Source organism: Chitinophaga pollutisoli, from assembly GCF_038396755.1.
Classification (GTDB): Bacteria; Bacteroidota; Bacteroidia; order Chitinophagales; family Chitinophagaceae; genus Chitinophaga; species Chitinophaga pollutisoli.
The window spans coordinates 2706371-2717839 of record NZ_CP149822.1 but is presented as its reverse complement, the minus strand read 5'-3'; the positions used below and the strand labels follow the sequence as shown (position 1 = coordinate 2717839).

General features: G+C 55.9%; 13 protein-coding genes. 9 read left to right on the top strand and 4 right to left on the bottom strand.

The features are described from left to right. Nucleotides 1-2: 2 nt before the first annotated feature. From WJU16_RS11095 to WJU16_RS11085, 3 genes are read left to right on the top strand one after another with little or no spacing between them, the layout of a single operon-like run. Nucleotides 3-1490, top strand: coding sequence for a DUF1501 domain-containing protein (locus WJU16_RS11095; protein WP_341838378.1), 1488 nt, complete (start codon nt 3-5; stop codon nt 1488-1490). 3 nt (nt 1491-1493) lie between these two features. Next, nucleotides 1494-2423, top strand: a complete 930-nt coding sequence (locus WJU16_RS11090; RefSeq protein ID WP_341838377.1) for a TIM barrel protein — start codon at nt 1494-1496, stop codon at nt 2421-2423. Then, nucleotides 2420-3829, top strand: coding sequence for a c-type cytochrome domain-containing protein (locus tag WJU16_RS11085; protein WP_341838376.1), 1410 nt, complete (start codon nt 2420-2422; stop codon nt 3827-3829). Before WJU16_RS11090 ends, WJU16_RS11085 begins: the two co-directional genes overlap by 4 nt. A gap of 3 nt (nt 3830-3832) precedes the next feature. On the opposite strand, the gene WJU16_RS11080 is transcribed toward WJU16_RS11085, so the two are convergent. Continuing rightward, nucleotides 3833-4732, bottom strand: coding sequence for a helix-turn-helix transcriptional regulator (locus WJU16_RS11080; protein WP_341838375.1), 900 nt, complete (start codon nt 4730-4732; stop codon nt 3833-3835). Between the two features lie 33 nt (nt 4733-4765). Beyond that, nucleotides 4766-5725 carry an alpha/beta fold hydrolase gene (locus WJU16_RS11075; protein WP_341838374.1) on the bottom strand — a complete coding sequence of 320 codons (960 nt, stop codon included), beginning with the start codon at nt 5723-5725 and terminating at the stop codon, nt 4766-4768. Nucleotides 5726-5820: 95 nt separating this feature from the next. Here WJU16_RS11075 and WJU16_RS11070 point away from each other — a divergent pair, with 95 nt between their 5' ends. Continuing rightward, complete coding sequence (locus WJU16_RS11070; protein ID WP_341838373.1) at nt 5821-6546, top strand: DUF2490 domain-containing protein; 726 nt, start codon at nt 5821-5823, stop codon at nt 6544-6546. A gap of 109 nt (nt 6547-6655) precedes the next feature. Then, complete coding sequence (locus WJU16_RS11065) at nt 6656-7360, top strand: DUF2490 domain-containing protein (protein WP_341838372.1); 705 nt, start codon at nt 6656-6658, stop codon at nt 7358-7360. Nucleotides 7361-7435: 75 nt separating this feature from the next. On the opposite strand, the gene WJU16_RS11060 is transcribed toward WJU16_RS11065, so the two are convergent. Continuing rightward, nucleotides 7436-8665, bottom strand: a complete 1230-nt coding sequence (locus tag WJU16_RS11060) for an MFS transporter (protein WP_341838371.1) — start codon at nt 8663-8665, stop codon at nt 7436-7438. A 41-nt stretch (nt 8666-8706) separates the two neighbouring features. After that, the gene (locus WJU16_RS11055; protein WP_341838370.1) at nt 8707-9378 is read right to left on the bottom strand and encodes a FadR/GntR family transcriptional regulator; all 672 of its coding nucleotides are present in this window, start codon (nt 9376-9378) and stop codon (nt 8707-8709) included. A 159-nt stretch (nt 9379-9537) separates the two neighbouring features. On the opposite strand from WJU16_RS11055, the gene WJU16_RS11050 reads away from it, so the two are divergent. The 4 genes from WJU16_RS11050 to WJU16_RS11035 all read left to right on the top strand — a co-directional run bounded on the left by WJU16_RS11050 (nt 9538) and on the right by WJU16_RS11035 (nt 11417). After that, nucleotides 9538-9807: a hypothetical protein gene (locus WJU16_RS11050; protein WP_341838369.1), complete on the top strand. Its 270-nt coding sequence runs from the start codon at nt 9538-9540 to the stop codon at nt 9805-9807. 200 nt (nt 9808-10007) lie between these two features. Beyond that, nucleotides 10008-10724, top strand: coding sequence for an ion transporter (locus WJU16_RS11045; RefSeq protein ID WP_341838368.1), 717 nt, complete (start codon nt 10008-10010; stop codon nt 10722-10724). 313 nt (nt 10725-11037) lie between these two features. Then, a complete protein-coding gene (locus WJU16_RS11040; RefSeq protein WP_341838367.1) occupies nt 11038-11205 on the top strand; it encodes a hypothetical protein in 168 nt (55 codons plus the stop codon). 11 nt (nt 11206-11216) lie between these two features. Continuing rightward, complete coding sequence (locus WJU16_RS11035; RefSeq protein WP_341838366.1) at nt 11217-11417, top strand: KTSC domain-containing protein; 201 nt, start codon at nt 11217-11219, stop codon at nt 11415-11417. Nucleotides 11418-11469: the final 52 nt, after the last annotated feature.

The following is an 11469-nucleotide window of genomic DNA, read 5'->3' as shown; positions in this document are numbered from 1 at the left end:
TCATGGCAGAAAAAATAATTCAAGAAGCCAACGACCGGGCCGCCCGGTTTTTCTCCCGCCGCCACTTTCTCAACGACTGCGTGACGGGCCTCGGCGCCACGGCGCTGGGTTCCCTACTCGGCGGTTGCAACCTGTTTTCCGGGTCGTCCACCGCGCCGGTGCAAAGCCTCAACCCGCTGGAGCCCCGAGCGCCGCACTTCCCCGCCAGGGCTAAGAGCGTGATTTACCTGCATATGGCCGGCGCGCCCTCGCAACTGGAAATGTTCGACTATAAACCGGAACTGGAGAAACTGCATAACCAGCTCTGCCCGCAATCCATCCTCGAAGGCAAGAAGTTCGCCTTCATCCGCGGCGTGCCGCGCATGCTGGGTCCGCAGGCGGTGTTCAAGCAACACGGCGAAAGCCGCGCCTGGGTGTCGGATTATATGCCGCACTTCGCCGAGCGGGTCGATGATGTAAGCTTCCTGAAAGCGGTGCAAACCGATCAGTTCAACCACGGTCCCGCACAATTATTCATGCACACCGGCAGCGCGCGTCTCGGGCGGCCGAGCATCGGATCGTGGGTAACGTGGGGGCTGGGATCCGAGAACAGCAACCTGCCCGGCTTCGTAGTGCTGACGTCTGGCGGGAAAACGCCGGATGCGGGCAAGAGCGTCTGGGGGAGCGGGTTTCTGCCTTCTGTATACCAGGGCGTGCAATGCCGGTCGAAAGGCGAGCCTGTCCTCTATCTCAGCGATCCCGAAGGCTTGAACCGTGACCTGCGGTACCAGGGCATCCAGGCGATCAACGAAGTGAACCGGCTGGAATATGAAGCTTTCCAAGACCCTGAGATCCTGTCGCGCATATCGCAATACGAACTGGCGTACAAGATGCAGATATCCGTGCCGGGCGTGATGGATATTAATAATGAACCGCAATACATCCACGAATTATACGGCACCGAGCCGGGCAAGGAATCATTCGCTAACAATTGCCTGCTGGCCCGGAAGCTCGTGGAAAAAGGCGTCCGTTTTGTGCAGCTGTTCGACTGGGGATGGGATGCGCACGGTACCGACGAAGCCACGGCGGTAAACTACGGCATGCGCAATAAATGCCGCGAGATCGACAAGCCGATCAGCGCGCTGTTGCTCGATCTGAAGCAACGCGGGCTGCTCGATGAAACGCTCGTGGTGTGGGGCGGCGAATTCGGCCGTACGCCCATGCAGGAAAACCGCGACGGCAAAGACATGCCTTACATGGGCCGCGACCACCACGTGGACGCGTTTACCATGTGGATGGCCGGCGCTGGCGTAAAGCGCGGCGGCAGCTGGGGCGAAACCGACGAAATCGGGTTCAGCGCCGTAAAAGGACAGGTTGCCGTACACGATGTGCACGCCACCATTTTGCAACAATTGGGATTCGATCACGAAAAAATGACCTACCAGTTCCAGGGGCGGCCGTTCCGGCTGACCGATGTACATGGTCATGTTATTCAGGAAATTTTAGGATAGTTCATGCAACAAACGATCAACCGGAGGAATTTTCTCCAGCGCACCGCCGCCCTGGGCGCGGGTACTTTATTGTCGCAACTCCCGGCGGTGGCGAATATGCCGGCCGCGCAGGCAGGTTTTAAACTGGTAGTGCTGGCTACCGACTGGGGCTTCCCCGGCAACCGCGACGCTCTCTGCAAAGAAGCCAAAGAAGCAGGCTACGACGGTATTGAAGTGTGGTGGCCCGGATCACCCGAAGCGCAAAAGGAAATCTTCGACGCGGTGGAAAAGTACGGGCTGGAAGTAGGGTTCCTGGCATCCGGGGGCAGCAACGAGTTCTCCGAACATGCAAAATCATTCGAAGCCACGCTGCTGGCCGCCACAGGCAACCGGCGGAAGAAGCCCCTGTATGTGAATTGCCATTCCGGCAGGGATTATTATACCGAATTGCAGAATAACCTGCTGATCGATATCACCACGCGCATCGCGAGGTCGTCGGGCGTACCAGTATACCACGAAACCCACCGCGCGCGCATGATGTTCGCCGCGCATATCACCCGGAAATTCATCGAAGCCAAACCGGATTTGCGGCTAACGCTGGACATCTCGCACTGGTGCAACGTGCATGAATCCTTCCTGGCAGACCAAAAGGAAACCGTTACCCTCGCGCTCCAGCGCACCGGCCACATCCATGCCAGGATCGGCCACCCCGAAGGACCGCAGGTCAACGATCCCCGCGCGCCGGAATGGGACCACGCCGTGAAAGCGCACTTCGCCTGGTGGGATGAAGTGGCGAAAATGAAACGCGCCAAAGGTGAAGTGATGACCGTGCTCACCGAATTCGGGCCGGCGGATTACATGCCAACATTACCTTATACCCGGCAACCCCTGGCCGACCAATGGGCCATCAATGTACATATGAAAGATCTTTTAAAAGCACGTTACGGCGCATGATGATTTTGTTGCAAGGCGGATGGGGACTGTTTATCGGCCGGTTCCATCCCTTACTCGTTCACCTGCCGATCGGTATTCTGATCATCGCATTCGTCCTCGAATGGCTGAGCCGCTTCCGGCAGCTCGCCGTACTGGGCGCGGCGGTATTACCTACCTTGCTATTCGGCGCGATCTCCGCCGTGGCGGCTTGCGTGGCGGGATACCTGCTGTCGCTGTCGGGCGGTTACGACGAAGCCGCTTTGAACCTGCATATGTGGATGGGCATTGCCGTGGCGGTGCTTTCCATCCTGTTGTGTGTTTTCCGTAAATACAACCTGTTCCGCAAATCCTGGTTGCCGGTGTCCGCCCTCATGATCCTGGCGCTTTCGGTAGCGGGACATTACGGCGGCAACCTCACCCACGGCGAAGATTACCTGACGGCAGCCTGGCCATTTGGGAAGAATCAGGCCCCCGCCGCCGCGGCCTACAAAAACATCGACGACGCCAAAGTATATGAACACCTCGTTCAGCCCATCCTCGAGCAAAAATGTTATTCCTGCCATAACGAGCAAAAACTGAAAGGCGGCCTCCGCCTCGACGGCATGGCGCATATCCGCGAAGGGGGAGAAAACGGGCCAGTGCTGAAAGACAGCATCCCCGAAATGAGCGAACTTTACAAACGCCTTATCCTTCCTGAATCCGACGATCACCGCATGCCGCCCAAAGGCAAACCGCAACTCACCCCGCTCGACCTGGAAATCCTCTATTGGTGGATCCAGCAGGGCGCCCCGGATTCCGCGACCGTCCGCGAATTGACGAAATCCCCGCGCATACAGCTGGCTTTCGAAGGCATGAAACCCTCCGGCGACGGTACCCATCCATACATGCCGCTTACGGAAACCGCCGATCCTTCCACCGAAGCCGTCAACGCACTCGTGAGAACAGGCATGAAAGTGATGCCCGTGGCCGCCAACAGCGGATTTGTGATGGTCAGCGCCGTAAATGCTTCCGGCTTCGGCAACGCGGATGCGCCACTGCTGCAGCCGCTGGGCAAACATATCGTCTGGCTCAACCTCGCCGGCTCCGCCATGAGCGACAGCGGATTACAGGTTGTCGCGACACTTCCCGCCCTCACAAGACTCCAGCTCGAATACACGGGCGTTACCGACCAGGGCCTGCAATATCTTTCCAACGCCAAACAACTAAAATACCTCAACCTCACCGGCACCAAAATCACCGATAAAGGGCTGGGTTATCTCCGCAATCAAGCGGCCTTGCAGGAAGTTTTCCTGTACGGCACGGGCGTTACCGCCGCGGGCGTGGAGCAACTCCGCAAAGCCCTGCCGGACGCGAACATAGATACAGGTGGCTACCGCATGCCGGTACTGGCCACGGATACCGCCGTGTTCAGGAAAAATCCGTCCTGACCATCAGGCGGTACGGAAAGTGCGGGGAGTCAGCTGCGTTTTTTTCTTGAAGAAATTATTGAAGTGGGCGGGTTCCTGGAACCCAAGACTGTAGCCTATTTCGGAAACATTCCAATTGGTGTGCTTCAGCAGGGCCTTGGCTTCCTGGAGCACCCGGTCGGCAATGTGGTCCGAAGTGGATTTGCCCGTCGCGTCTTTCAACGCTTTGTTGAGGTGGTTGACGTGGATGGACAGCTGCGCCGCGAAATCGAAAGCCGTGCGCAGGTTCACCTGTTGCCGCGGCGATTCGATGGGGAATTGCCGCTCCAGGAGATCGGAAAACAGCGAAGAGATCCGTGTGGCCGCGTTGGTGGGTAAATGGGGTGCGGCGGAAGGCTGCAGCTTCATGCCCAGGTGGATCAGTTCCATCGCGTAGTTGCGCAGCAGATCGCTTTTATACGCGTAATCGGAATGCAGCTCGGCGATCATTTTCTGGAAAAGGTCGATAACCGGCTGCACCTGCGCTTCGGGAAGGCAGATCAAGGGCGTGCCGCCGGGGCGGAAAAGAGGAAAATCGCTCAGTTTCAGGGACGAATGCCCGTGGAAGAACGCCTCCGTGAAAATACAGAAAAAGCCCGCCTGCCGCTCGTCGAGGTGCTCGCATTGGTACGGCACCTGCGGGTTGGCGAAGAAGAGGCCGAACCGGTCCACATCCATCGTTTTGTCGGCGAAGAAATAACGGTTGCGGCCGCTCACGAACGCGACTTTATAAAAATCCTTACGGCTGTAAGGCATCGGAACGTCTTTGCCGATGTAGTCGGAGGAGTTGAAAACGTTGAAATGTCCCAGCTCCCGGTTCATGCCTTCCGGAAGGGGAATCTGCTTCGCATGGTAGAATTCTTCGAGGGACTGTATCCTTTCCATACTATAAAGCTACAGCATCTTTCGTTTCCGCGATCACCGGTGGTGTTGGATGAATTGCCAGGCGCGTTTTTCGGACCAGTAATATTTTTCCGAAAAAGTGACGAAACCCACGTGGCCGCCGTTTCCGGGCGTTTCCAGATGAAAGTTCGGGTTGGCTGACGCCGCGTCGAAGGGATAGCAGCCTTTCCCGAGGAAGGGATCGTCGAGGGCATTGATGAGCAGCGTGGGGATGGAAATGCCTTGCAGGTAGAACGCGGAACTGGATTGCCGCCAGTAGTCTTCCGCATCCCGGAAACCGTGCAGGGGCGCGGTGTAGCGGTCGTCGAATTCCCGGAAGGTACGGATGGCGGAGAAACCGTCCAGGGAAATATCGTTGGGATAGGCTTTGGATTTCTCGGTTAATTTTTCGCCGAGGGAGCGGATGAAGCGCATGCGGTACAGGCTGTTGTGGCGCTTTTCCAGTTCGGTGGAGCTATCAAGCAGGTCTACCGGTACGGAGATCGCGACGGCGGATTTGATGTTTTTGGGGATGGAGGGGCCCTTCTCGCCGACATATTTCAACATCACATTCCCACCCAGCGAAAAACCAATCAGGTGGATGTGGTCGTAATAAGGGGAGATGTGGTTGATGACGGTTTGGAGGTCGCCCGTTTCGCCGCTGTGGTAAAAACGGAGGGCTTTATTGCTTTCCCCGCTGCAGCCCCTGAAGTTCATAGAAACGGTATCGAAGCCGCTGTCGTTGAAAATATGCACCATCCCGGTTACATATACGCGGGTGGAATTGCCTTCCAGCCCGTGGAGGATAATCACGGCGCTGCGGCTGCCGGTACGGCTGAAATCCAGGTCGAGGAAGTCGTTATCGGGCGTGGAAATCCGTTCGCGCTGGTACAGCGCGGGGGCAATGCGGCGGAACAGTGTCGGAAATACCGTGTTCAGATGCCGGTTGCTCAGCAGGAAAGGGGCAGCGTAATCTGTAGCGGTCAATACCGGCATATTCATCATTATTTAATACGGCAAAGGTAAGATTTAACGGACAAACGGCTATTGATGGGTTGGTGGGGGGATGATCATGTGTTATTTTTGAAGATATGATCAGATCAATTCTATTGTGCGCGCTCTTCATCCAAAGCGCCTCCGTAATGGCACAAAGCCAATTCAGCGGCTGGTTTGCCAATTTTTCCACTTTCCGCATACCGGACAGCAAGTTCAGCGTCCATTTCGACGGGCAGCTGCGCAGCTCCGACAACTGGGAATCGCTGCAAACGTACATCGTGCGGCCCGGCATTAACTTTCACGCCCGGAAGAACATCATTCTCACGGCGGGTTACGCCAACGTCGGCAACCGTACCTTTGGGAGCATGTTCTCCGAGCACCGTATCTGGGAGCAGCTCATCGTGACCCACAACATCGGGAAGTTCATGCCGTTCCAGCACCGCGTTCGCGTGGAGCAGCGGTTCATTCCCGTAGTGCAAGCCCTGAACGGCTACGAACCGGAGAAAGTGGAAAGCAATGTATCGCACCGCGTGCGGTATTTCGTCCGAGGACTGCTCCCTTTCAGCGGGGAAGCCGGCTTTAAGCAAGGGTTCTTCGGCGCGGTGCAAAACGAAATCTTCATCAATTTCGCCAACACCGAGTATGCGAACAGCCACGCTTTCGACCAGAACCGCGCTTATGGCGCCATTGGTTACCGCTTCAGCTCCAAATTCGACCTGGAAGCGGGATACCTTCACCATTACACGATGCGCTTCAACGGTCAAAACACTTTCCGGGTTACCAACAACGTGATCCAGCTGGCCACGTATGTAAGGTTATAAACCGCTTTAACATTTCGTTAAAAAAGGATGGCCGCGGGCCGTCCTTTTTTGTGTATGAACTGTCGGTTTTGGCCGGCCGGGGTAGCGAAAGGCGGCTTAATTTCGGAATATGAAACGCATGCTTATACTCCTCGCCGTACTCCTGCAATCGGGAGTAATGATGGCCCAGGTCGACATCCGCGGATGGTACACCCACTTTTCCACTTTCCGTATCCCGAAAACCAAATTCAGCGTCTATGCGGAACTCCAGTACCGGTTCGGGCAGCGCCACAGCCCGAACCAGACGATCGTACTCCGTCCAGGCATCAATTACCACATCAACGAAAGCATGACCGTTTCGGCTGGCTACGCCCATATCGATTACACCGACAAATGGGCGCACGAGGAACGCCGCACCTGGCAGCAGTTCGCCTTCTCGCACCCGGTTAAAATGCTGCTGCTGGAACACCGCGCCCGGCTGGAACAGCGCTTCTTACATGAAACCGTGTATCATCCGGCTGATGAGATGGAAGTAAAACATTTCACAGGCCACCGGTTCCGTTACCAGCTCAGGGGTATGCTGCCTTTCAACGGGCAGCAAAATTTCACCAAAGGAATATACGCCGCCGTACAAAATGAGCTGTTCATCGACATCAACAACAATTCTTACTACAGCAAAGCCGGGCTCAACGAAAACCGTATGTTCGTCGGCCCCGGTTACCGTTTCAGCCGCAAGTTTGATGTGGAGCTCGGATACATGCACCATTACAAGAAACGGTACGGGTATTCAGAAAACCAGCACGCGATCCAACTGACTTCCTACCTGCGGTTGTAAAAATTATACGCCATTGCAAAAACAAAAAAGGATGACCATGACGGTCATCCTTTTTTGTTAACGGGCAACGGACGTTTATTTCTTGCGGCTGCCTTCGATGTTGGGAAGGAAACCAGTGAGCAGCCCGATCAGCGGAAGGTAAGCGCACACTTCGTACACATAGTAAATACTGGTGCGGTCGGCCAGTTCGCCCAGCAGCGCGGAGCCTACGCCCGCCATGCCGAATGCGAAACCGAAGAACAGTCCCGCGATCATGCCCACTTTGCCCGGCATCAGTTCCTGCGCATAAACCAGGATGGCGGAGAAGGCGGACGAAAGGATCACGCCGATAAAGACGCTGAGGATCACGGTCCAGAAGAGGTTGGCATGCGGCATCAGCAACGCGAACGGCGCCACGCCGAGGATCGAGATCCAGATCACGTATTTGCGGCCGATTCGGTCGCCCACAGGCCCGCCGATGAAGGTGCCCGCCGCAATGGCGAAGAGAAACACGAAGAGATACACCTGCGCAGCCTGTACCGATACATTGAACTTACCGATGAGGTAGAACGTGTAATAGCTGGTGAGGCTCGCCATGTAGAAATATTTGGAGAAGATCAGCAGCAGCAGGATCCCCAGCGCGAAGGCTACTTTCCCTTTCGACAGCTGTAAGGCGGCATGGTGGCCGGCCGCTTTTTTCGGTTTGATGCGATGGGTATTGCCCAGGTACCATTTGCTGATGCGCAGCATCACGAATATGGCCAGCATGGCGATCAGCGAAAACCAGGCGATGCTCGACTGCCCGAAAGGCACGATGATGGCCGCGGCGAGCAAGGGGCCCAGGGAGCTGCCCGTATTGCCGCCCACCTGGAAGAGCGATTGCGCCATGCCATGGCGCCCACCGGAAGCCATGTATGCCAGCCGCGATGCTTCGGGATGGAAGACCGCCGAGCCCATGCCCACGAGCGCCACCGAAATCAATACGATCACAAAGGAGTGGGCCATGGCGAGACAGAGCAGCCCCACCAGCGTGAAACCCATGCCGATGGCGAGGGAGTAAGGCTGCGGGCGCTTGTCGGTGTACAGCCCCACCAGCGGCTGCAGGATAGATGCTGAAAGCTGGAAAGTAAGTGTGATAAGGCCGATCTGCGAAAAACTAAGGTGAAGGGAATCCTTCAGCTGCGGATAAATCGCGGGGATAAGCGACTGAATAGTGTCGTTCAGCAGGTGCGTAAAGCTCAGGGCGATAAGCACCGAAAAGGCGGTCTTCTCCGCCAGTTGCCTGGCCTGTACCTGTGGGTCGTCCGTTTCAAGCGTAGTGTCCATTGTTGTCAGATCATCTGATGTTTATAGTGTAAAGAATGGTTTCAACGGTTATGGGTGCTGATGCGCGTGGCCCAGAGCAATGCGGCGGCGGGGTCCTGGTCGGCGATGGCGTCGAGGAGGGCTTTGTGCATCGACTGGGTGATGGCGAAATCGCTGGTGTCTTTATGGCGGTCTTTGAACGACTGCAGCATATGCGTGGCGATGGTTTGGTACAGCTCGAGCATGATGCTGTTCTTGGAAGCCACGGCGATGCTCGTGTGAAAGTGGACATCAGCCTGCATGGTAGCGTCCACATTGCCGGATCTGGCGAATTTTTCGCGGGCGCGGAGGTGGGCCTTCATGCGCGCGAGATCGTCGCGGGTGCGGTGGAGCGCTGCTTTTTCGGCGATTTTCACTTCGAGGAGGAGGCGGACTTCGTTGAGCTCCTGGTAATCCGCGCCGTGGAGCTTTTTGCCGAGGGGCCCGGTGAGCGGTTGGCGCGACGTTACGAAAGTGCCCTGGCCCTGTTGCACTCTTAGCATCCCGGCGTTGACGAGCAGCCGCACGGCTTCCCGCACGGTGCTGCGGCCCACGCCGAACTGCGCCATCAGCTCCGGTTCGGCGGGCAGGCGGTCGCCCACGGCATAGGTTTCGCCGGTGATCTGCGCCTGCAGGCCGGCAGCCACTTCGTCTGCCAGGCTGTTGCGCCGCAATATGGTTCCTTTGTTCATCATATCATCAGATGTTTGCAAAGGTAATATGGATTTCCGGGAAAAGAAAGATGAATATTTTTTGCAGTGCGGCTACAAACAGCATACCGGATTTAGATGTTTTTCATACCGGTTAAATCCATATTTTTGTGTTCACTGGTTTGTAACTAAAATGATTATCCAATGGCACTACCGAAGTTCATGATTGCAGATGATCCCGTAACGGACCCGGACAACGAGTATATTTTTCATACCGAGAAACCCCGGTTCTTTGCGAAGCGCGTGGAAGAAGACGAAGAAATGGCTTACATCGATATCGTGGAAGAGATCGATAACGTGGAAGATTATTTCCATGGCGAGCCGGAAAAAAAGCAGCAACTGCTGGATGAGCTGGAAGACTGGTACTATGCTTACCTGGAATGGCTCGAAGAGGAAGAAGACGAAGATGACTGATCGTGCCGCACGAATGCTGCCCGCTCAGGTATTGTATCCGCAGGGGCTGCCCCGGGCGGCAGTAATTTTGCAGTGCAATCGCCCAAAGGTTAATTGACAATGGAAGACAGGCAGCTGAAACCCTGGCAGGTACGCCTGCAAAAGATCATCTACGAATCGGATACGCCCGCCGGCAAGGCGTTCGATATCGCACTGCTGGGTTGTATCCTGACCAGTATACTCGTTGTCATGCTCGACAGCGTCGAAAGCCTGCACGTCCGCTACGGCGGCCTTTTTTTGCCCTTGAATGGCTCTTCACCATTCTATTTACCATCGAATACATCCTCCGGCTCAGTTGCATCCATAAGCCGCAACGGTTCGTTTTCAGCCTTTTCGGGATCATCGATCTCCTGGCCCTCATTCCTTCTTACCTCAGCTTCTTATTCGCCGGCGCGCAATCCCTGCTGGTACTCCGCGCCCTGCGCCTCCTCCGCATCTTCCGGATCTTCCGGCTCGTACACTTCATCTCCGAAATGCGCTTCCTGACGGTTGCGATGGGCCGCAGCATGCGCAAGATCAGCATCTTCATACTGTTCGTACTCACCTGCGTCATCATCCTCGGATCGGTAATCTACCTGGTGGAAAAAGATAATCCCGGCTTCTCCAGCATTCCCCAGTCCATTTACTGGGCTATCGTGACCATCACCACCGTAGGCTATGGAGACGTGGCGCCGGCTACCCCGCTGGGCAAGTTCATCGCCAGCTTCATCATGCTCCTCGGCTACGGTATCATCGCAGTGCCCACCGGCATCGTGACCACCGAAATGGCACATGCCTACCGCGAAAAAGGGCACTCCGCCAATGCATGCCCCGGTTGCGGGCGCGAAGGACATAATACCGACGCCAGATGCTGCAAATACTGCGGTACCAAACTCTAAACCCTAGCCGCAGTGCCCCAGCGCCCAGTAAATAATAATGAAAATCAGGATGGTGCTCAAACATCCGCCGCCCAGTTTCTTGGCGCCGTAACCCGCGATAAGTGCTCTCCAGAATTTATTCATAAAGCGATGATTTAGGGTACCCCGGCCAACAAGTGTGCCGTTCTTCCGTATTTACACTATTTCAAACAACACCGCTTCGCCGTGGAAGAAAATCCACAGCGCGGGGAATCGCTCCTGCCCCTGCAACCTGCCCCCCGCCCGGCGCCCACTCTGGCATCATTCTTCCGCTACTGAAAGAAAAACTAATATCATGTCTTCAGGTTTAATTGCATTCATCGTACTCGTAGGCGCCATCCTGTTGTATGTCATCATCCAGCAGAACCGCAAAACGCGCGACAAAGGACAGGATAAACTTATTAACCGGAACGTTCCGCCTTATAACCCCGACAACCAGAAGCCGGGCGGCTACGACGAATAAATCTCCACGCCATGCCATCCACCGTTATCCGGCATATGCGCTACAATCCCGAAACGGAGGTGCTCGTCATCACTTTCGTTTCCGGTAAAGTATATGCCTACCAGCCCGTGCCACCGGATATGTATGCCCGCATGCTGCAATCGGGCTCGAAAGGCCAGTTCTTCAACCGGTTTATCCGCCACCAGTTCGATTATCGCCAGCTTGATAACTAGGCTGGCCCGATTTCCCCTGTAAATTGTCGCTTCCTGCCGTCATCCGTTTCGC

Bases quoted from the DNA above. Each gene is read 5' to 3' on its own strand.
- WJU16_RS11080 (WP_341838375.1), bottom strand. From the start codon at position 4,732: ATGGAAAGGATACAGTCCCTCGAAGAATTCTACCATGCGAAGCAGATT.
- WJU16_RS11085 (WP_341838376.1), top strand. From the start codon at position 2,420: ATGATGATTTTGTTGCAAGGCGGATGGGGACTGTTTATCGGCCGGTTC.
- WJU16_RS11065 (WP_341838372.1), top strand. From the start codon at position 6,656: ATGAAACGCATGCTTATACTCCTCGCCGTACTCCTGCAATCGGGAGTA.
- WJU16_RS11095 (WP_341838378.1), top strand. From the start codon at position 3: ATGGCAGAAAAAATAATTCAAGAAGCCAACGACCGGGCCGCCCGGTTT.
- WJU16_RS11040 (WP_341838367.1), top strand. From the start codon at position 11,038: ATGTCTTCAGGTTTAATTGCATTCATCGTACTCGTAGGCGCCATCCTG.
- WJU16_RS11055 (WP_341838370.1), bottom strand. From the start codon at position 9,378: ATGATGAACAAAGGAACCATATTGCGGCGCAACAGCCTGGCAGACGAA.
- WJU16_RS11075 (WP_341838374.1), bottom strand. From the start codon at position 5,725: ATGCCGGTATTGACCGCTACAGATTACGCTGCCCCTTTCCTGCTGAGC.
- WJU16_RS11035 (WP_341838366.1), top strand. From the start codon at position 11,217: ATGCCATCCACCGTTATCCGGCATATGCGCTACAATCCCGAAACGGAG.
- WJU16_RS11050 (WP_341838369.1), top strand. From the start codon at position 9,538: ATGGCACTACCGAAGTTCATGATTGCAGATGATCCCGTAACGGACCCG.
- WJU16_RS11070 (WP_341838373.1), top strand. From the start codon at position 5,821: ATGATCAGATCAATTCTATTGTGCGCGCTCTTCATCCAAAGCGCCTCC.
- WJU16_RS11060 (WP_341838371.1), bottom strand. From the start codon at position 8,665: ATGGACACTACGCTTGAAACGGACGACCCACAGGTACAGGCCAGGCAA.
- WJU16_RS11090 (WP_341838377.1), top strand. From the start codon at position 1,494: ATGCAACAAACGATCAACCGGAGGAATTTTCTCCAGCGCACCGCCGCC.